The following is a 20,317-nucleotide window of genomic DNA, read 5'->3' as shown; positions in this document are numbered from 1 at the left end:
AGCATACTAAATAGTTTTTATTGAAATCGTTCCCTTTTTATAAACAGCATGACAGGATGGATTGCGGTCCTACCTGTCTGCGTATCATCGCAAAACATTATGGGCGCTCGTATGCCATACAGCGGTTACGCGACCTTTGCAACATCAGCAAGGTAGGTGTTTCATTGCTGGGGATCAGCGAAGCTGCGGAAAAGATCGGACTGCGTTCACTGGGTGTAAAGATCGAACCCGACGAATTGACAAAGTCGCAGCTGCCCTGCATTTTGCATTGGCACAGCCGCCATTTCGTGGTACTCTATAAGATAAAGAAGGACAAATATTATGTGTCGGATCCGGAAAAAGGACTGCTGACATATTCCGAAAGGGAACTGAGAGATCACTGGCTGAACAACGGTCGCTCACGCGAGGGCGTGGTGCTGTTTCTGTCGCCTACCCCCCGGTTTTACGAAGAAGATGACGATAAAAGTAAGGGTCTAAATTGGTCGATCCTTTTTAACTACCGGCGAGCCTACAGCAGGCTGATCCTCCAGCTCTTTTTAGGGCTTTGCGTTGGCAGTGTCATACAACTGATCGGCCCGTTCTTAACGCAGGCAATTGTCGACATCGGCATCAGTACGCAGAATCTAAGCCTTATCAACCTGATACTTATCGCACAGGTAATGCTTTTCGTGGGATCGTTGAGCGTAGGATTCGTCAGGTCTTGGATACTGCTGCACATGTCTACCCGCATAAATGTGGCGATTCTTACCGATTACCTCGCTAAGATGATGCGGCTTCCGATGAGTTTTTTCGATTCGAGGAGAACGGGGGATATCATGGAACGTATGAACGACCATCGGCGCGTAGAGAGCTTTTTAACAGGAACGACATTAAATACGCTTTTCTCACTGGTCAATATGATAGTTTACGCCGTCATCATTAGTTATTATAACTCTGCTATCCTCGTGATATTTCTGATCAGCAGCGGGATGTATTCCTTTTGGATATACTTATTCATGCAAAGACGGCGGGAGCTTGATCAACGGCAATTTGGAAATGCAGCAAATAACCAAAGCACTGTGGTGGAGCTGATCACCGGTATAAACGAAATAAAATTACATACTTGTGAACAGCAAAAACGATGGAAGTGGGAGAACATACAGGCAAATGTGTTTAAGTTTAGACTACAGGGGCTTGCACTTAATCAATACCAGCAGGCGGGCGCAAGCTTTATTAACCAGGGCAAAAACATCCTGATTACCTACCTAAGCGCAAAAGCGGTAGTGGAAGGCTACCTCACATTGGGCGGAATGATGGCTCTTCAATATATGACCGCTATGCTAAACGCTCCAATCGAACAGTTGCTTGGCCTGATACAAGGCTACCAGGATGCGAAGATCAGTCTTGAGCGGTTGAACGAAGTACATGAAATGGAAAATGAAGAACCGGACAACAAGCCCTTTACCCATGCGCTGCCTAAGAACAAAACGATCACGATCGAACAACTTACTTTTCGTTATCCCGGAGCTGGAAATGATCCGGTACTAGCCGATATTAGTATCCGGATACCTGAAGGGAAAACAACGGCAATTGTAGGGATGAGCGGTAGCGGGAAAACTACGCTGCTAAAACTGCTTCTGCGTTTTTATAAAGCTGAGAAAGGAGAGATCAGGATTGGTGATGTCAGGTTAGATCAGTTGAGCGTTAAAGAATGGCGAAGTCAATGCGGCATGGTGATGCAGGAAGGGTTTATTTTCTCAGATACCATTGCAGGCAATATCGGACTGGGCGACGACTATCCGGAGACGGAGCGGTTGGAGAATGCAGCGAAGGTGGCAAATATCAACGCATTTATCGACGCCCTGCCACTTGGGTTTAATACCATGATCGGTGCCGGGGGGAACGGCGTTAGCCAAGGGCAAAAACAGCGTTTATTTATCGCCAGGGCGGTTTATAAAAACCCTCATTACATCTTTTTTGATGAGGCCACCAATTCCCTGGATGCCAATAATGAAAAAATGATCATTAATAACCTCCAGGAATTTTTTGCCGGGAGGACTGTGATCATAGTAGCACACCGCCTTAGTACCGTGAGAAACGCGGATAATATTATTGTTATGGACAACGGCAGGGTGGTTGAACAGGGTTCGCATGATGTGCTGACCGCAACAAAAGGCGCCTATTATCGCTTAGTGCAAAACCAACTTGAACTGGGAACTTAAATGGAAGTAACGGAAGAACAGGCAGAATACCAGAGTGAGATGCAGGAGATCATTGCAGCTCAACCACCGTGGCTGGTGCAGTGGAGCATGACGATCCTGTTCCTGATGATCATTATGTTCGTAGGTTTGTCGGCAATGATCAGGTACCCTGACGTGGTACGATCAGATTTGAAGATAAATGCGGAAGATGCTCCTAAGCCCGTTGTTGCAAAGGTAACCGGGAAGCTGGTAAGGCTGTTGGTGGCAGACAATGCAGCTGTAAAGCGTAACCAGCCACTTGCCTTCCTGGAAAGCGATGGCAACCCCGAAAAGATATTAACGCTCTATACACAGCTGACCTCGCTTCAGAAACAGTTGGTAAACGGGGAAAACTTATCGACCACCTTCCTGGATGATCATGGAAATTTTGAACTGGGCGAATTACAAGCCTCCTACCAGGAGTTTTATCAGTCATTCCTTGATTATAAGTCGGCCGTTAACGAAGGCTTTCGTCAAAAAAAGAAGGCTTTCCTTGCAAAAGACATTCAAAGCATAGACAATCATCAAAAGTTCCTGGTTGCTCAATTGGCGCTGCAGGAAAAAGAATACGACCTCGCAGTACAGGAGTTTGAGATGCATAAGAAGCTTCTGGACGAAAAAGTAGAAGCCCGTATGGAGTTTAAGCGGGAAGAAGCTAAATTCTTAGCAACCCAGTACCCCGTCCGTCAAACAAGGGCAGCGTTATCAGCTAACCGGGTGGATCGATATACTAAAGAAAAGGAGATCATGGAGCTCGAGGAGGAGGTGAGCCTCGTTAAATCGACTTTTTTCCAGGCAGTGAACAGGGAGGTTAGCGAAATCGAAAAATGGAAGAACAGGTTTATGGTTGTCGCCACCCAGGCCGGTCGACTGGAATTTTCGGAGGTAGTACAGGAAAACCAGGTGGTTAACGAAGGACAATCGCTCTTTTATATAACTCCGGGCAATTCGGCATTCTTCGGGATATTGAGGATTCCACAGTTCAGTATGGGAAAAGTAAGGAAAGGACAGGAGGTTCTGATTAAGTTAAAGGGGTTTCCTTATGAAGAATATGGCATTATTCATGGCCATATCTCCTATATCAACGAAGTGCCTTTCAGAGACAGCATTTTTACCGCCAGGGTGAAATTCAGCCTTGAAGATAACCATCTCCGGCAGGCTGTAAACCTGAAAACCGGCATGATAGCAGATGCTGAGATCATCACACAAGAAGCCAGCGTGTTGAAAAGATTGATGAGAAACGTGATCAGGGCTATAGAATAATAGTGAGAATGATAAACTACCGGATCTCCTTCTGTATCGTTTGCATGAACCGCTTGAACCAGCTCAAAGAAACTTTGCTGCGAAATATTAATAATAATTCAGGTTATGAAGAGCTTGAGTTTGTTGTGCTCAATTATAATTCCCAGGATGGTATGCATGAATGGATGATCGGAAATATGCAGCCATACCTCGCGAACGGAAAAGTAAGCTACTATCACACAGTGGAACCTCAAAAGTTCAGCCATAGCCATGCCAAAAACATGGCCTTTAAGCTCGCCAAAGGCGAGATCGTTTGCAATATCAATGCAGATCACTATACCGGCGAAAACTTTGCAAAGTATGTGAACGACGAGTTCGTTAAAGATAAGAACATCATTTTAACTACGGTAGATTATTTTAAAACCCGGCCAGATTATCATCCTGCGAAAGATGTGTACGGAAAAGTTTGCCTCAGAAAGAATACCTTCATGCAGGCAGGGGGATTTGATGAGACAATGACGGATTACGGGTTCGAAGATTGGGATTTAGTTAACAGGGTAGAGATGGCTGGAAATAAGCGAGTTTTCATAGACGATCCCGCCTATCTGGAATTTATTGCCCATACAGACGAGGAACGCTATACTTTAAAAGATGGATCGGCGCTTTTCGGATGGTTCATGCATTTTATTACGCCATCCATGTCTGAATTCATCAGGCTGTATGAAAGCGGCAGGTTCGAACGCGGAATATTGATAGATCGTAATACGGCAGCCTCCGGCGATTATAGGCAGGCTTATCAAAAACCCAAGCATAAATTTGCTCATAAACTGAACGGCGACAGGTTGTTAATGGGGAGTTGGCAGAATACCGGTGGTGACTTTTTCTTGTTGGATGACTTTGGCGGAAGTCTTTCATTAAGTATTTCAGACCATGGCCGCAGGTTGAACGCCGCAGGCTCAGGGCATGTTTTTTACAGGATGGCTGATCCGCAAGCAGAGGCGGGGATGGCCGAATTTATTTATTTCTATCCAAACAGATGTATTATGGAGAGGAACCTGCGTGAAAGGATCATTGTAGTCAATCCGCATGGATTTGGCCAATGGGAACAACTTAATGTATGCGGGCTGGTATGACGACAGATATAGTAGGGGTATCTGTTTCCCTGTTTTGTGTTAAGCGGCACTTCCACCATTTACTGAAAAAAGGGGTGGAGGTTTTCCTGGAACGTCATATGTCACAGGTGCACGACCTGGAAATACGGCTCAGCGATATTCGCGGCGAACATATTCTCCTGGTGCTATGGTGTGATAATCAGCAAGCCAGGACAATTGCTAAAAACGCCGACCTGTTTTTCAAAGATTTTTTTATCAGCTATAACTTCACGGTAGATGAGATCGTGCTGCCCGTGCCTGGCATTTTTATGCCATTTCCTGCTAATACTGTCCGGTACGGGCTCCATATCGCCAAAGACCGGGACCCGTTGCGGACAAAATTTTCAGCAATTCTCATCGAAGCCATGGGCAGTAACGAGATCGATGACGAATCGATCATCACCTTTGCTTTTTATCTATATCTTGGGATGATCCGGAAAAGGAGAATTGTGCACTTCTCCCATCGCAATTACAATTATGCGGCCGTTCACCAACTAACGAAACCGTCTGTAAAACACGAGGAAGACTTGTTTAATGAATATTTACTACAAGAGGATCTCCTGGTAGAAATAGCCCGGGAGGTTATGCTAAGTGATGAAATAATAGTAGCGAAGAGTACATCATGGATGGGCGCCTGGCTGGCGCTTTGTGAACCATTAACGATTGGTTCGCCCGAAACCGCTCATGACAGTCACCTGGTACAAATAATAAATGAACAGGTTGGGCTCGGCGAAGAATCGAAGATGCTGCTGAACTGCTTTTTAAATAACGCACTGGCAGCCTGCCAGGTTAATCACGGGGATCAGTGTTTATGAAGGTGGCGAAAGACGATCCTCGATTGTTGGTTATCCTCACCTCCCGCGCCCATTTTAACGCCCGGGACTTGGATACCCCGCTAAACACCATCGTGCTGCTCGGCGAAAACTGCCGGCACACTGAGACCACGCTGCATTACAGAGGCGTAAGAAAATATCTCCATAAGGTTGTAAAAGCGCATAGCGTGTATAAACTGGCGTTCATCTCTCAATCGAATAATTTTGAAACCACCTCTCTGGCAGATGAATTAAAAAGCGAAACCGGCAGCCCGCTCACGATCATTATCCCTTACCTCGCTCCGCCGCTATTCGGCCCCAGACAGGATGGCAGGATCGGTTCTTTTATTCTCCATGAAAGTGCGGGAGTAAAATCATTTGCTTTTAGTATCGGAAATAGTTTCATAAACTTGCTTTACAGGGTCGTCACGGCTAAAGTGAATGGAAGCCGGCCAGGCGGGATTTCTGTTTTGCAGATCGGTAAGCCTTTAACAAAAGCCGATTCGGGCACCGATACCGAACGGCATCTGTGCGATAGCCTGGTGGTGATTCCCCATAAAGGCCCACTTAATTTGCTGAAACGTTGTCTTTCGTCTTTTGAGGGTAATAAGGTCGTACCAGCTTCAATCAATTTGTGTTTTGACGACCGCAGTTACAAACCCTTCAATCAAGCGGTGCCGGATCTTTGTTGCACGCTGAATGTTTTTAAGAACACGCCGTTGAACACAGGACCCTATCCCGCACGACACGAGTCCATCAGCACAGCTACAGCGAGGTTCGTGTTTTTCCAGGATTCTGATGATATCTCACTCGACGGTCGGTTCAGCAGACAAATGGAAGAGCTGCATTCCAGGAAACTTGATATGATCGGCTGCCATGAGTTAAGAATTAACCAGTTTGATAAATGTGTTGAGGCGATACGGTTCCCGTTCGATGCGTCCCAATCATTAGAGAAAAGATATTTTCATTCACTTTATCATCCAACTGCATTAATTACCAGGGAATCTTATTTGAGAACAGGCGGGTTTTCGACCGACAGGAAATTCGGTTACGACAGTCAATTTCTCCTGAGGTCCTATTTTTACCTTAGATCGGGAAACGCGGACGATTTTTTCTACATCAGGTTTAAGAGACCTAACTCTCTGACCACACACCCCGACACCATGATCGGCAGCAAACTAAGAGATTTTTTAATGTGGCGATGGACAATTGATTTTCGGCTTATTCAAGAAAATAAATTGGATATCAAGCACTCGTCGCTTGCCGTACACGCACGCAATCTCCCGTTTAAATTGGTCAGGATTGCCCCTGATCAATAACCCCGTCATTCATTACCCTGGCTAAAAGATCCGTGTAAATGCCGGAATTTATTATCTGCGCGTTTTGGGCCGAAATTTCCAGTGAATCGAAGATCACCCCAATTAACCTGATAAGGGTGAGACCGCCATTATCGCTGTCATTTATTTCTTGTGAGCATAATTGTTGCCAGGCTTTCCAGCCGGCATGATGGTTAGTATAACTTTCGTGCCATACTTCCGTAATGATTTCACCCATACCATAATCATCCATAGGGGCGTCCGCTGGGTGACCGCCCGCTAAATAAGCGTTAAGCAAGCTATTCCCCGGCCCGAATACCTGACCGCCCTCAATATAAGCTTTGCATGCAATTGCCACCAGGTACACTGCGATCGTGTTGATCAAGTCCATATCCGATGCCGCTGTGGTCGCCAAATTGATCATAATACGCGAAACCACGGCATAAGCGTTTTTCTTACCGGGAGGTGCTGGTTGGTTACCTCCTGGAACTGATTGAGCCAGGTATAATGACCACGGATCTAACCCCGGCACATTAAGTCCCTCCCATTCGCCATGCGGCAGCGCATTGTAATCACCAATTAATTTTTCCTGAAAATTACGACCGAATGACCGTTGGCCGAAGAAACCTATCGCATAATTTTTCCCGGAGACAGGCGGTGACTCAACGCTCGCACTCAGTCCTTTACAATTCCAAAGGACTTGGGTAACACCCGTCCAGCCCTGCCCGGTTCCCCAATTACCTCGGTTTTGCACATTAATCTTATAATCTGTTGTCACGTTGTCATATAAAGTGCCGGCTGACCATCTTTCATGAGGGCCGATATCACTGTTTGCGAGTATCGATGTACAGTTAAAAAATACATTGGGACCGAGGGTCTTTGCTCCTGTTACATAGTCATGCCGACCGCGGAGAGCAACAAGATTCATAAAAAGGTTTAATTGCCCGTTATTCTGGAACGAATAGCGCCGGCCCGTATCGCTTGTCGTTTCAGCATTGATGCAGACGGCATCCCTAACCGTGATGTTTTTGGCCAGGTGATCGGCTTTTACCGCACTACCGGAAAAATTTAGCGCCGTAATACTGGTAATCCAACAATACTCCGCTTTGTCTATGCTGATGGCGACGCAAGGGGATATGTTAGCAAGTAGTGGTTCAGTAACCGCTTCGAGTTGCAGCGACTCAATGCCCGAAAAGTTCACCCTGTTGTTAAAAGTACATTTTACCAACGTTACACCGCCAAATCGCTGATCTATTTCCATAACGATCGGGTAGTTAAGTTCAACGGCATTGCCTCGAATTGCTACCACGCTTCTTTCAAAATCCAGGCGGTAATTTTCCGGTGTCCATTGTTTAGTGCCCATTCGTGCAGGAATTTGGTTCATTCCGATCGCCGTCAACCATGAGTCTGTCGCCTGTACGGTTAGTAATACCTGGTCCCCTTCTATTAAACCCGTTGTATTGTCGAGGCATACCACTAAGCTTCCAATCGGTACAAATTCGTCAACAACATTTTTGTATGAACCGCTATATTGTTCTCTCGATCCGGATCCGCATATAGCTATCAAGGATTTAGGGCTACCAGTCGCTACAAGCCTGGTTCCGCATCCTTCGCCTCTCAAAACTATACCGTTTGCCGTTATCTGGATTTCGCCAGCTATCGAATAAGTTCCACGGGTAAGAAGTATTGCTCCCCTGGTTCCGTCGGCATTTGGATCCCTTAGTGAAAGTTCGTCAATTGCGTCCTGGATCAATAATGTATTATCGCCCGCTAGCGCCGTTAACACCATGACAACCGGAAATAAAGGTATCGTTCTATTGCCGTCATAATGGCACCCTACGTCACCGAAATCTGGTATAATATTGCCGTAATTATCCGGGAAATATTCAAGTGCATCGTTTGCATTTTTCCTTACCCGGCAAGACTGCCAAGATTTACTCATAGTGTATTCATTTTCGACCATTTATTCCGTATGAGACAAGTTTTTATTTACAGGAATAGTTTTTTAGTTTATATTCTGCGTTTTTTCATTGGATGTTCACCTTACCGTGCGTCTTTCAAGCTTCTATATCCAATGTAGCTTGTCTTAGCAATCCCACTTTCCATCAGTCCTTCGTCCCGCCTTGATCTTCCGTTGTGCGTTACGGGTGCCCGTGCGGAGCCTCGCGGGACCCGGTAGGGCTAGTCCAGCTTTCCCTTTTTTCGTCCGGAAGTAGGCGATTGCCGCACAGTAAAGAAGTTGACCTTTTTTGCAGTGGCTATTATCCAGGCAGTTAGTTCAGGACTTTCTTTTACGCGCCGGGCAAAATCTACAGCCCGCGTAAAATCGATGTTTGCCGAGATCTGTCTGTCGCTCAGTTTCACTTTGCTCATATCCGGGTATGGGTTACCACGGTACGGTCGCCGTATTGTTTTATCACCAGCTGTTTATTTAGCTGTCCGCTCATGCCGTCAGTATGAGGTTGTTTTTGATTACGGGCATCTTTTAGTTTTAGACTAAAATAGGAATTGTTTCGTCAAATCAAAAACAGGAATGATGACCTTATTCAAGCTGGCGCAATGTGGGTTGCTGGTATCGTTAAATCTAGCCCCAAAGGAGCCCGACAGATACCACTCTAGCTATCTATATTATAAAAGAAGAGCAATTCAAGGAGATCGCCGGGCTTATTATAAGGCTAGAAATAATGCGGTAAAAACGGTGAACACTAAGTTAATTAACCTTTTTGGCATGTTGATGAATACATTAGTGCGCGGATAGGTAACGCCAACTGGGGTGATAAAGCCGTCGATGAGCTGGCCTTATACATTTCAGCTAAGCATCCGGAACTGAAAGGGTTTGATAGAATGGGTTTGTATCGGATGAGGCAATTCTATGAGCTTATAAGACCTTCAAATTGTGTTATCACCGATGACACAATTACAAACGCCTACAAAATACCGGAATAACGAAGGAAATCAGGTATACAAAGTACAGGTAGGGAACAGCGACTTCCATATTGATCTTCTGTTTTACCATCGTGATTTGCGATGTCTTGCAACTTTCGAGTTGAAAGCTGACAAGTTTAAGCCAGAACACTTGGGTCAACTTAATTTTTACCTGGAAGCTCTTATCGGGACATAAAAAAGATAAAGAGAATCCGGGCATCGGCATACTGCTATGTAAATATAAAGACTCACAAGTAGTGGAATATGCCCTTAGCCGAACTCTTGGTAACTGTAGACCCGAGAGCATCTTAACATTATTAAACTGTTAGCCGTCAACCAATAACTGTCACCTGATCAACATTTCCCTAAACTTCACACTATCCCCGTTAAACGCGTCGAAATCCACTGCGTGGTTAATGCCATTTACGCGGGCAGTTTCGGAGTGCTGCCAGAAATGCCACTTTACCTGCTTGCTGAGGCGGGGAACGGGCTGGTTATAGTGCGCTATCCACAGCGGGTAGTCGTTAAAATGGCCGGCCAGGTAATCTTTATAGTAACTCAACCCGGTATAAATTATGGGGCGTACACCCGTTTTGCGCTCTACGTGGGTTAAGAACCGCTGCAGCTCTTTACGCATGACTGTGGGAGTGGCGCCATCCAATCGTTCTACGTCTACTACCGGTGGCAGATCCCCTTTCTCAAATTGCACATTTTGCATAAAGAAGCGCGCCTGCCACGTCCCGTTTTTCTGCGGACGGAAGAAATGATAGGCGCCGCAGGTAATGCCGTTTTTTGGCGCCTCGCGCCAGTTGCGTTTAAAATACGGGTCGACAAGAAGAACTCCCTCCGTAGCTTTTATAAAAGCAAAGCTGACACGTACATTATTTTCTTCCATTTGCCTTACGCGTTTCCAGTCGATATGGCCCTGGGCATAAGAAACATCGATGCCATGTACCGTATGTTTTGTGGGGATGCGGATCTGGAAACTGCGGTAAATACGGTAATGCATGGGTTCGCCGATATCTTTTACCCAACTGATGGTCCCGCTAAAGAAGCTGAGAATATAGCCGTAGTAGAGGGGCGACAGCAGCACCAGCGCGATCATCAATACGGCGCGCCACGGAAATTTTAAGCCGTTTTTCCTTTTGGTGATGCGTGAGGTTTTCCTGGGCACGGGATAAATATACCAGATAGATTTGAGCCGTCGCCGGAAGAAATGACGTAACCTAACCCCGGTTCGTGGCAATTCCGGTACTTATGCTACAATCCCTGAACGATAAGCAACCGCTGCGCTACCGCGATAGATAGCCATATCCAAAGATCAGCCAGCAGTTCGCCGGAAGGTCTTTGCACCTTAGCGGCGGTGTCGCGGGCGGCTTCGTAAAAGTTAACGTGATGCTCGGTAGCGGTAAGAAAATGGAACTGCCACGCTTCCAGCTCGTGCAGGTAGAGGCGATAGTCTGCGCGGACTACGGCCATATAGCTCGTTTGCGCGGCGGGGAGCTCAAAAGGCTGGTCGTTCTGAAGCTTAACCAGCATATCTTTAAGGGTGAAGTTAAGCTGAAAGACCTTCACCGATGCGGGCAAAACAAGCTTTAGGCCAGCATCCTGGAACATCAGGTCGGCGGCGGAGATCAGCGGGAGAGGTATCTTCTCGGTGCCGGGCGCCCGTTGCACCTCCTGGCGTGCGCGCTCCACGCGGGCAATGGCCAGTGGAAGCTCAAGTAATACTTGTTGCTCCGGGCTCATATCGGTACGCCGGGGACGGGTATTTTCGAGGAACCTGAGAAAGTTTAAGCCCAGGTCGTATAACGAATAGGACCGCGATGGACTAAACATAAGCGTCGCGGATACAAAGCGGTCAAAAACCTCGTCGCCCAGGAACTTTTTGAGTATCGGGAAATCGGCCGATAGGCATTCTTTAAGACGTGCTACGTAACCGGAGGTGTAAACATGCAGGCGCGAATAGGCCGGTATTCCTCTGCTTCCGACCACTACTTGCTGTTCATGTACCTGGTAGCGTGCCCTAACGCTCTCCAGCTTCTGGTCGAGGTTGCCGGGGGCTAAGATGATCTCACCCAGCCAGCATTGCAGTATCTGTGTTTCATCATTCATAAACCGTGGCAGCAAGAACGTTAAGCGGGTGTGCCACCGGCGGTTGTGACGACGCCTTTACCGGCGTGGCGGGCATATTGCCGTTCCAAACCAGCCTGGCCTTAAACACCTCCGCTACCAGGTCGGGGTAGTCGGGTATACGGGCGTCCCATTCCAGTAGCGTGCTTACCCCGCCGGTTAAACGATGCGCCAGCTGGTAAAGCTGCCATACCTGGTGCGGTACGGGCTGATCATGCGTGTCTACCAGCAAATCACCATAATCAGTAGGGCCCGCCAAATGTATTTGCACAATGTGATGATGAGGCAGGTGGCTGATATACTGCTCCGCATCAAAGCCGTGGTTGTGGGCCGATACAAAAACATTGTTCACATCCAGCAGCAAGCCGCAACCCGTGGTAATTGCCAGTTGGGAAAGAAACTCCCATTCTGCCATCTCGTTATTCCTGAACTCGATATAAGTAGACGGATTTTCGAGCACAAGCGGTCGCTTCAGCATATCCTGCACCTGCCCCACACGTTCGGTTACGTGCTTCAGGCTTTTTACGGTGAGTGGCATGGGCAGCAGGTCGTGCGTGTTGGCGCCCAGGACGCCCGTCCAGCAAAGGTGGTCTGATATCCAGGCTGGTTCTATTTCATCCGCCAGTTGTTTAAGCTTAGCCAGGTAATCCAGGTTTAAAGGATCCGTACTGCCAATAGACAGGGATACGCCGTGCATTACTACGGGTACCTGGGCCCGCACATGATCGAGCACGTGGCGGGAAAAGCCATAGTCGTCGATGTAGTTCTCACTAATGATCTCAAACCAGTCTACCTGCAAAGGCTCACGAAGCAGGTGCTGATAATGTTTGCTGCGTAAACCCACGCCAAGGCCCAGGTTTGGCAGGCCAAGGCGCGGGGTGTTCGGGATGTTGCTCATATAGATCAGGTAGAAGGAGGAAATGCCAAACGGATATCGCTGGGTTTCGGTTTCGGCGGTATGGGCCGGTTGCGTTCCTGCAATACGGCAATATACGCGTTCCAGGCCACGTCGTACACCAGGTCGCCCGCCTGGTAGCTCATGGTATTGACCGGCATAGGCTGAAACTGTGAGCCCAGGAAGTTGTAGAGCTCCATCTGGCCGGGTTGTTCAGGATCGGTTGAATCAGGCGCAGGGAAGATCTGCGACGCCGAAATGGGTACTGCGCAGCCGCCATATGACATGCAGCGATTATCAGACGGGGCGCTGTAATACGCAGGCGACCGCGGCTTGGTAAACGGATTGGGGATATTAGGAGCAGCCCCGTGTAATGCATGGCCTTTAGTGGCATTCAGCATGGCGTGCTTGCTGGCTATCCCCTTGGGAGACGGCTTGCCTGAACTTGTACATGATGAACCGCCGCCGCCGCAACTGCCGCCACCCTGTACGCTCTGTACAAAGCCGCATCCGCCCTCGGCGGCGCAGGTATTAGAACCTTTGCAGGTATGGAAAACGGCCACCGGCGCGCATGAGTTGGGTTTGCCCGGGTTATTCGGATCCAGGCTGAGGCCCTGGCAGGCGTGGTACAGCAAGCCCGATACCTTGCTCTCTACACCGATAGACAAGGCTGGCGCCTTACCGAAAACAGCCCAACATAGTGCCATCCTGTCGCCAGAACCGCTCATAGACGGGAAAGGGAACGAGGTGCCCGGTTTGTTGAAGTAGTCATTCAATACGCTGGTAACGCCTTTGATGGCGCCGGCCACCACGTGGCTCAGCATCTGGTAATTTTTGTCGGGATCTTTCTGTTTCAAGTTATTAAGTGCACCTGCCACATCCTGTGCTGATGGGATGGGGTATTTATCGGCCACGTGGTCTTTGGTTTTAAGCATCGAGGCTGTCCAAACGTTCTGTGGATCGGCATGCCAGTCGGCCCAGGTTTTGATCTGCCCGTCCAGCAGCAACTCCCTTACCTTGGCGAAGGTTGCATAATGATCTACGCTGCCAAAACTAACCCGGGCGTAAGCATCCCTTGATTGTTTTTGCTGTATGCCTTTATCATTGTAGCTCGGGTAGTCTTTTTCGAGGTTGTCGGCATTCGGCTGGTATTGGTGCGCTACAGCCGTCAGCGCGGCAAGCCGGGCAATCGCTTCATCCAGTTTACCGTGATCGTTGGTTTCGCTGTTTGCCGCGTTCTGTAATTTTGCTTTTTTGTTAAGGAGCATCTGGTGGGCAATCTGGCGGATGACGGGTACCACGCCCTTGCCTTCGCCCTGGTCGGTAATTCCGTCTATCATGTCGATCGCCTGTGTTAATGCCGCGGCGGCTTCGTTGGCGTCGATGGTGGCGCTCATCAGCGGATACTCCGGTTTATGGGTATCGGTGTCGGTATTAAACAGGTCTTGCTGCAGGCTTTTGGCTTTAAATACCTTGTCCCAAAGCGTTTGCCCGTCGGTATATTCAATAGAAAGATAGGTGAACAGGCAGAGGTACATATAGCCGATGGAACCGAACATGGGCAGGTCTGCGGCTTTGCTTTTCGCCGTCCAGTTCGCAAAAGGAACTGTCGGGAAGTATTTGTCCGGATCGATCAATATCTCATGGGCATCCTCTTCGGTTTCTTCGATGGCTAAAAAGAGGTCTACCTGGTTCTGGTCGACGGGGCCGAGCATTACTTTTATCGCCCGGTAGTCAATCGGTATGTGTTTTTTATCGTCTCCTTTTTTTTCGCGTTCTGCTTTGATCTGTTCCCACGGCTTGCAATCCTGGAAATCGAGAATATGCGGAATGACAGAAGAACCCGCATAGCAATCCCAGCCGAAGTTTTCATTCTGAAGGGGCGCGCCGGTATAGGTAGGTTTTACCCCAATGGCATTGCAAAGATTAGAGGCTAGCTGCAGGTGCAGCATCTCGGCAATAAAAACGCTGAAGATGCCGTTGAAGGCCTCTTTATTGCCCTGGGTATCATAGGGAGTGAGGTTTTTTCGTGCATCCGGGTCCGGGTCTGCAGGGTCTTTTTTCCTGATAACGGAAGTTGACATACCAGGCCACAAACGGCCCTCGTAAAAGTCGTTCTGGCCGTTAACCTGGTGGGTGCCGTAAATAGAATAAAGGGAGGTCATGTAAAGCGGGATGGTAAAAAGCTCCACATTTACCGACGCCTGTGCGATGGCGTTAAGTGCCGACTTGTCTGTTTCCACGAAGGAAAGCGGCCTGTCGGTAATCGGTTTTTGTGCTTGCAACATAATTCAGGTTGTTTGAGGAGTGTGTTATGATATAAAGTACCGATGCAAACCATTAGAGGTTCTCCGTATTTAATGCGGAGAGCCTCTAATGACGCTTTTTTTATAGCTGCGGCACGCCGGGAGTTGAATCAAGGTCGGCGCTGAACGCCTTGCCTTCCGGCTCCGCTGCCGGACTTACAGGCTGCGCTGTGGCGGGCTGCGCCAGGTCGTTAGTATTTTCTGCCTGTTTTGGTACGGGCGCTGGTTTAGGCGGCATGCGTTTTAAGGTAGCGATGGTAATATGCGGCCATACAACCGGGTCTATGGTATTTACCGCCGGGAATACCAGGTTAACGGTTTGCGAATATTGGAGGAAATCGGCCTGCGGGCTGTTATTGATGGTTTCCAGCCAAAAGGTTGCCTTCAGGTTGGTGGCGGTAACGTTGCTCTGGATGAACGGAATGTTCAGGATGCCGCCGGTAGCGTCGGCGTGGTTGGTAGCCATATCAAGCACCGTTACCCCGGTCAGTTTATCCTGGCCAAGCACCTGCGCCAGGCTTGTTTCCAGGAAACTGTTTGGATTAACCTTGTCGAACTCTTTAAAATTTTTATAAAGAGTGATTTGTTCGTTATAGCCCAACCGGGAAACCTGGCCTCCGCCGATAAGCGTCGGTAGGGTGCTGATCGGCTCGAAAACGGGGTCGGCTACATCGAACGACTTACCCAAAGCCAGTAATGCGTTGCCATGTGGTACAGTGCCTAAACGGGCAATAGTAAAATTGCCGTTATAATTGGTAATATAAAGGAACAAGCCGGTTTCCGCATGGATCACCTTGCCGGCGCCGAAACCCATACTAACGCATTCAGTGGTGTTACAAACGCTGATAACCTGCTGCTCATAGAACAGGCCGAAGATCTCCTGGTCAAACTGTGTACCGTTGATCACCGGCCCCCTGTTGCCCGCCTGTACGGCTACCGCAGAAAATTTGAGGTTCTCTTTGTAAGGGATTACCTCAAATATGAAGCCGCCGCCGCCAGGTACCGAGATCGTATTCCAACCGGCGGCTACGGGTTTAGTTACCTCGGCGCCAGATTCATCTTTTTCGGTAAAGGTTAAGTTTCCAACGGTTTCCCATTCGCCTACCAGTTGCTGCAGCGGTCCCAGATTAGCTTCTGATAATTTGTCGGCAGGCACAAAACGTGCGCCCATGCCAAAACGGTCTAAGTTTTCTGTCATTGTGATTAATATTAGGTTAATAAAAATTAGTGGTTAATAGACGCCCACGGGCGGCCAGGCGGGATTTTCGATTTCGTCTTCACCTACAGCAGTACCTATCGCCCTGGCGATGGCCGCAGGCACTGCGGTTTGCGGGATGGTCACTTCCACCACGAAGTTGATGTCCGTCCGCCGATCAATCTCCTGCATAATTTGCTGCAGTTCGGCTACGGTAGTGGCTTTTCTGCCCTCGCCGCCAAAAGCGTCGGTTATTTTGCTGTATTGCCATGAGGGCAATATGTTATAAGGGTAAACGCTGTCCAGCTGCCGGTCAGGGTAGTTAACCGGCTGCGTTCTGAATACGTTAGGGTTAACAATTTCCTGCTCGATGCCATAAATGCCGTTTACCAGTACAAACACCACGTTGTTTTGCCCGTAGGCATAATGATCGGCCACTGCCTGGCAGGTTTCATGGAAAGCGCCGTCGCCCATCACTACCGCTATCCGCTGATCGGGCTGGGCCAGTTTAACCCCGGTAGCTGCCGCCACGGAATAGCCGATGGCCAACCATGATGCCTGGGCTACGAAGCCGTCCCGCGCGGGTACTTTTACACCTTGTGCGCCCACCAGCGGGAAACCGGCATCGACCACCAGGGTATGCTGTTCGGTGATCCAGTCCTGGAGCGTACTGAAAAAACTGTCGTAGTTCAGGTCGGTCGCCGCATGCACCGATTTTTGCAGCAGCAGTTTGGGACTGGTAAGCCGCAAGCCTTTTAGCTGAGCGGTATTGCCGGGGACGGCATTGATAAACGCAACGCGAAGTGCCCCCATATAGGATTCCAGGGTTACCAGGGGATAAAACACGGCACCTACCCAAACACCGTCATGCGCGGCAAAAATGGTATTGCTGCTCCTGATGTTCTGGTTGCCGGTGTCTTTACCGGTGGTCCAGGCGCCCAGGCCGATCACGCAGCCCCCGGTGCCAACAAGCGATTGGATCTCGCTTTGCGTTAAGGTCACGCAGCCCTCAAACCATGCATGGTTCTCTGAAATAACTGATTTGCTGAGCGGGGAGGTCACGAAATGTACCGGCTGGTCATTGCTGATGCCGTAGGTGTCGTTAATGGTTTCCAGCAATTGTAAAAAGCTATTTTCCAGGCCGAAGCGCTGCAGCTCTATGCCGGCCCACAATATCAGTTCGTTACATTGCTGTAAAAGCTGCATGGTAGCCGTTACGGCCTGGTTGGTTACGCTGGCAGTGATAATGGCACCCGCACCCGAGCTTAACGTGCCTTGTGGCGGGTTGCACGGCGCGCGCCATACGTCTTCGGTTACTTCTATATAAACGGGTCGTTTATAGGTAAGCATGGCGGTGAGCACGGAATCTATCTGGAAACAAGCCTGCACCGCGTTGGTGATGCGTTCGGCACCTACCGTTATCGACCTGAACAGTTCGATATCTGGGACCATATCGCCGGTGGTATGCGCGTACATCAGGCCGGCGTATCGTTCTACGGCATCCTCTTTATTGGTAGGCGCCCCGTTGATGAGGATGAGCGACACTTGCTCGGTATACGAACCGGCAATGGTATTTAATAAACTAAAAGCACCGACGCTGTACGTTACATGCAGCGCGCTGAGGCCTTTTAACCTGGCGTAGCCGTCGGCGGCATACCCCGCGCACATTTCGTTTACATTGCGCGAAATAGTAATGGGCGAGGTTTTATCCTCCAGGATGGTATTAAGTAAGGGCGCGGTATAGTTACCGGCCACACCGAACATGCGGTCGAGGCCGAGCTGCTCCAGACGCTGCTTCAGGTACAGGGCAACCGTCATTTGTGTTGAATTGATCATATGGATGATAAGCTGCTGGCGGGTGATTATTCGGGTTGGTCAAAATAGGTGAGGTTGATGCCGAACAGCGGGCTTTCTTTCTTACTTTCAGCGGCCACCAGTTGCCCTGTATCGGCAGGGAGGTTAAAATCGGGATCGATGTATTCTTTGATCAGCGCCCCGGCATAGTTGGCATAGCTCAGGGTAACCGCTTCGGTGGGGGTCTGGCCGTGCTCCTGCTGGTAGACCTCGTTAACAGGCTTAAGGCCGAAAGCTTTTTCCAGTACCAGGTTGGCGGAGCGCAGGGCGCCTTCTACCCATCCCTGGTAATCAGAATAAGCTTCGCCGCAAATATGCAGGTTAGGCATCGGCTCGGCCAGGTAGGCCATCACCGTTTTATCATCCGCATTTAATCCCCACTGGTGCACACCGTAATCAAACTGCTCGCTGGGTTTCAGGTTAAACAGGCTGGAACCTTCCCAGATACGTGCGCTGGTAAGTACCGGCGTCGGGATGTAATTGGTATTAAACAGTTGTTTGAAAAAGCCGATGGCGGCCTCTACCACGGCTTCGCTGGCGGCAAATACCTTTTGCGGCACCTGTTGGTTAAACTCTTCCTGCATAGGCGAGGTAAACATTGCGCCGTTATTCTGCAATGCTTTCCAGAAATTGATGTTCAGGTAATCGCAGTAGATAGTAAGTGCGGCTGGTTTGTTGAATTTGGAATTGGCGATATTTTCTAATTTACTGCGCAAATGTTCGGGAATAGGTTTCTTAGCTTGCTGCATAAATTTCTCGTATTCCAGCGAGGCGATGGTAGGTTCGTCTATCGCATAAAATGGGTATACGGCCCCGGTAGGCAGGTCTGAAAAATTTGGCCCGTAACCCACCGATGGCTGACCGGTAAGATTGGTGCCCCACCACGCGTGGTCGAAGTAAAGGTTGATTTTAAGCAACGCCTGGTTGGTGGTGGTTTGAAGGGTATCCCAAAGGTATTCAGCGTCTTTTAACGGCAGCTTATTGAGGGCGTTAGAGCGGTTGAACAATTTTTCGAGCGGCAGGCGCGGGATACCCAGAATGACCCGGCCGGCTTTTATTCTCCCTTCTTCGAGGGTGTTGTCGCTGGTTTGATAACGATAGGAGACCACATAGCCATCTTGTGCGTATTCGTCGATACTGGCTACCATGGTGTCCAGGAAAATACGTCCTTTACCGTCCTTTTCGATCTGCTTCACCAGCGCGTTAGGCAGTGTACTGAATCCCTCTTTCAGCGTTTTAAAATCAGGATCCGCCGGGAAATCTTCGAGCAGCTGGTAAGCTTCGCCGGCATTCATGGTCGACAGGAAGGTGCCGTTAAAGCCCGCCAGTCCATAAAGCATGTTGATGCATTCTTTAGAATAACCCATTTCGGTGTACAGGTTCCACAGTGTCCAATTGATGAGCCCTACGCCGTTCCATTTACATTCCAACCTGAACTTTTGCCAGAATTCGGGTGTGCGCACTTTGGGCCGGTCGGTAAACTGCGGGTTGGCTGCCAGGATGCGGTTAAAAACCGTGTCGATAATGGAAGTAGGATTGATACCTTGCTCGCTTGGCGCCAGGTTGTATAGCTCTTTCCAGATGGCGTAATTATTTTCCGCAGAGATGGTGTTGTTAAAACTCGCACCGCGGAAACACAGGCGGTTGTTGCCACCGGTGCTCATTGGGAAGGGAACGATGTCGCCATCGATATCCAGGATCATAAAAAGGGCCATCAGGTTATCCATGGAATCGAAGGTGAAGCGCATCCCGCCTTCTTCTTCCTTCACTGTTTCGCCGTCGCTGAACTCGATCAGGTCGGAATCCAGGCGTCCGCCGGTACGGCCTGACTGTTCGAGGATAACCAGGTCGGCCTGCGGGTCGTTGTCAAGGATGCGCCAGGCACTGTAAAGGCCCGACATGCCCGCCCCCACAATAAGTGTACTTACATAGGCGGGAATCGTTGCCCCCGCAGATTTTAATTGAAGAGAAGTAAAATGTGACATAAAAGCGATTGAGGTTTAGGAAAAAAAGTATGACTAGTTATAATTGGTTGCAACAGCCGGAAGGAGAGCGAAGTGGAGCAGCTATGATAAATCAAAATATTTCGGTTTAGTTCAAACTCTTGATTACCGGGCTGTCTAAGATAAATATTAGATTGTTTAATTACTATGAAATTTCAAAAAAATAAACAAATATTTTATGGAGTCAACAATGACCTGATTTGTTGTGACAATGGATTTTCGGACTGGTTCGCAGCGCTTACCGGCTTTCCGGTTATGTAAAATAG

15 protein-coding genes and 1 pseudogene are annotated in these 20,317 nt (G+C 48.8%); 7 read left to right on the top strand and 9 right to left on the bottom strand.

What is annotated here, in order from left to right:
- Positions 1 to 20: 20 nt before the first annotated feature.
- The 5 genes from GS398_RS01165 to GS398_RS01145 are packed head-to-tail and all read left to right on the top strand — an operon-like array spanning position 21 to position 6,743.
- Complete coding sequence (locus GS398_RS01165; RefSeq protein WP_202405915.1) at positions 21 to 2,201, top strand: peptidase domain-containing ABC transporter; 2,181 nt, start codon at positions 21 to 23, stop codon at positions 2,199 to 2,201.
- The gene (locus GS398_RS01160; RefSeq protein WP_160904921.1) at positions 2,202 to 3,482 is read left to right on the top strand and encodes an HlyD family secretion protein; all 1,281 of its coding nucleotides are present in this window, start codon (positions 2,202 to 2,204) and stop codon (positions 3,480 to 3,482) included.
- Positions 3,483 to 3,490: 8 nt separating this feature from the next.
- Positions 3,491 to 4,594 (top strand): glycosyltransferase family 2 protein, encoded by a 1,104-nt coding sequence (locus GS398_RS01155; RefSeq protein WP_160904920.1) that lies wholly within the window; start codon positions 3,491 to 3,493, stop codon positions 4,592 to 4,594.
- Positions 4,591 to 5,427, top strand: coding sequence for a hypothetical protein (locus GS398_RS01150; protein ID WP_160904919.1), 837 nt, complete (start codon positions 4,591 to 4,593; stop codon positions 5,425 to 5,427). The genes GS398_RS01155 and GS398_RS01150 overlap by 4 nt, the downstream gene beginning before the upstream one ends.
- Before the next feature lie 2 nt (positions 5,428 to 5,429).
- Positions 5,430 to 6,743 carry a glycosyltransferase family protein gene (locus tag GS398_RS01145; protein ID WP_160904918.1) on the top strand — a complete coding sequence of 438 codons (1,314 nt, stop codon included), beginning with the start codon at positions 5,430 to 5,432 and terminating at the stop codon, positions 6,741 to 6,743.
- On the opposite strand, the gene GS398_RS01140 is transcribed toward GS398_RS01145, so the two are convergent.
- Together GS398_RS01140 and GS398_RS01135 are read right to left on the bottom strand one after the other, a co-directional pair.
- Positions 6,721 to 8,682 carry a hypothetical protein gene (locus tag GS398_RS01140; RefSeq protein ID WP_160904917.1) on the bottom strand — a complete coding sequence of 654 codons (1,962 nt, stop codon included), beginning with the start codon at positions 8,680 to 8,682 and terminating at the stop codon, positions 6,721 to 6,723. The genes GS398_RS01145 and GS398_RS01140 overlap by 23 nt on opposite strands.
- A gap of 239 nt (positions 8,683 to 8,921) precedes the next feature.
- The gene (locus GS398_RS01135; protein ID WP_160904916.1) at positions 8,922 to 9,113 is read right to left on the bottom strand and encodes a hypothetical protein; all 192 of its coding nucleotides are present in this window, start codon (positions 9,111 to 9,113) and stop codon (positions 8,922 to 8,924) included.
- A 360-nt stretch (positions 9,114 to 9,473) separates the two neighbouring features.
- Here GS398_RS01135 and GS398_RS22780 point away from each other — a divergent pair.
- Together GS398_RS22780 and GS398_RS22775 are read left to right on the top strand one after the other, a co-directional pair.
- Positions 9,474 to 9,686 (top strand): annotated as a pseudogene (locus tag GS398_RS22780) (hypothetical protein); the annotation flags it as partial.
- Positions 9,649 to 9,861, top strand: coding sequence for a PDDEXK nuclease domain-containing protein (locus GS398_RS22775; RefSeq protein ID WP_202405914.1), 213 nt, complete (start codon positions 9,649 to 9,651; stop codon positions 9,859 to 9,861). The pseudogene GS398_RS22780 and the gene GS398_RS22775, both read left to right, overlap by 38 nt.
- A gap of 150 nt (positions 9,862 to 10,011) precedes the next feature.
- Here the strand turns inward: GS398_RS22775 and GS398_RS01125 are convergent, their stop codons facing one another.
- The 7 genes from GS398_RS01125 to GS398_RS01095 form a co-directional block, all read right to left on the bottom strand.
- Positions 10,012 to 10,839, bottom strand: a complete 828-nt coding sequence (locus tag GS398_RS01125; protein ID WP_369410197.1) for a glycoside hydrolase family 25 protein — start codon at positions 10,837 to 10,839, stop codon at positions 10,012 to 10,014.
- A gap of 86 nt (positions 10,840 to 10,925) precedes the next feature.
- Positions 10,926 to 11,780, bottom strand: a complete 855-nt coding sequence (locus tag GS398_RS01120) for an HvfC/BufC N-terminal domain-containing protein (protein WP_160904915.1) — start codon at positions 11,778 to 11,780, stop codon at positions 10,926 to 10,928.
- Positions 11,773 to 12,696 (bottom strand): MNIO family bufferin maturase, encoded by a 924-nt coding sequence (gene bufB / locus GS398_RS01115; protein WP_160904914.1) that lies wholly within the window; start codon positions 12,694 to 12,696, stop codon positions 11,773 to 11,775. The genes GS398_RS01120 and bufB overlap by 8 nt, the downstream gene beginning before the upstream one ends.
- A gap of 5 nt (positions 12,697 to 12,701) precedes the next feature.
- Positions 12,702 to 14,981, bottom strand: a complete 2,280-nt coding sequence (locus GS398_RS01110) for a ferritin-like domain-containing protein (RefSeq protein ID WP_160904913.1) — start codon at positions 14,979 to 14,981, stop codon at positions 12,702 to 12,704.
- 100 nt (positions 14,982 to 15,081) lie between these two features.
- A complete protein-coding gene (locus GS398_RS01105) occupies positions 15,082 to 16,197 on the bottom strand; it encodes a heme-binding protein (RefSeq protein ID WP_160904912.1) in 1,116 nt (371 codons plus the stop codon).
- A 33-nt stretch (positions 16,198 to 16,230) separates the two neighbouring features.
- Complete coding sequence (locus GS398_RS01100; RefSeq protein WP_160904911.1) at positions 16,231 to 18,030, bottom strand: thiamine pyrophosphate-binding protein; 1,800 nt, start codon at positions 18,028 to 18,030, stop codon at positions 16,231 to 16,233.
- A 26-nt stretch (positions 18,031 to 18,056) separates the two neighbouring features.
- Complete coding sequence (locus GS398_RS01095; RefSeq protein ID WP_160904910.1) at positions 18,057 to 20,033, bottom strand: FAD-dependent oxidoreductase; 1,977 nt, start codon at positions 20,031 to 20,033, stop codon at positions 18,057 to 18,059.
- Between the last annotated feature and the right edge of the window lie 284 nt (positions 20,034 to 20,317).

This window comes from Hufsiella ginkgonis (assembly GCF_009834915.1).
Lineage (GTDB): Bacteria > Bacteroidota > Bacteroidia > Sphingobacteriales > Sphingobacteriaceae > Hufsiella > Hufsiella ginkgonis.
This window is presented reverse-complemented; position numbering and strand designations above follow the sequence as displayed.

Coding starts and splice junctions, on each gene's coding strand:
- GS398_RS01120 (WP_160904915.1), bottom strand. CDS start 11,780: ATGAATGATGAAACACAGATACTGCAATGCTGGCTGGGTGAGATCATC.
- GS398_RS01105 (WP_160904912.1), bottom strand. CDS start 16,197: ATGACAGAAAACTTAGACCGTTTTGGCATGGGCGCACGTTTTGTGCCT.
- GS398_RS01135 (WP_160904916.1), bottom strand. CDS start 9,113: ATGAGCAAAGTGAAACTGAGCGACAGACAGATCTCGGCAAACATCGAT.
- GS398_RS01140 (WP_160904917.1), bottom strand. CDS start 8,682: ATGAGTAAATCTTGGCAGTCTTGCCGGGTAAGGAAAAATGCAAACGAT.
- GS398_RS01100 (WP_160904911.1), bottom strand. CDS start 18,030: ATGATCAATTCAACACAAATGACGGTTGCCCTGTACCTGAAGCAGCGT.
- GS398_RS01155 (WP_160904920.1), top strand. CDS start 3,491: ATGATAAACTACCGGATCTCCTTCTGTATCGTTTGCATGAACCGCTTG.
- GS398_RS01150 (WP_160904919.1), top strand. CDS start 4,591: ATGACGACAGATATAGTAGGGGTATCTGTTTCCCTGTTTTGTGTTAAG.
- bufB (WP_160904914.1), bottom strand. CDS start 12,696: ATGAGCAACATCCCGAACACCCCGCGCCTTGGCCTGCCAAACCTGGGC.
- GS398_RS01110 (WP_160904913.1), bottom strand. CDS start 14,981: ATGTTGCAAGCACAAAAACCGATTACCGACAGGCCGCTTTCCTTCGTG.
- GS398_RS01160 (WP_160904921.1), top strand. CDS start 2,202: ATGGAAGTAACGGAAGAACAGGCAGAATACCAGAGTGAGATGCAGGAG.
- GS398_RS01095 (WP_160904910.1), bottom strand. CDS start 20,033: ATGTCACATTTTACTTCTCTTCAATTAAAATCTGCGGGGGCAACGATT.
- GS398_RS22775 (WP_202405914.1), top strand. CDS start 9,649: ATGACACAATTACAAACGCCTACAAAATACCGGAATAACGAAGGAAAT.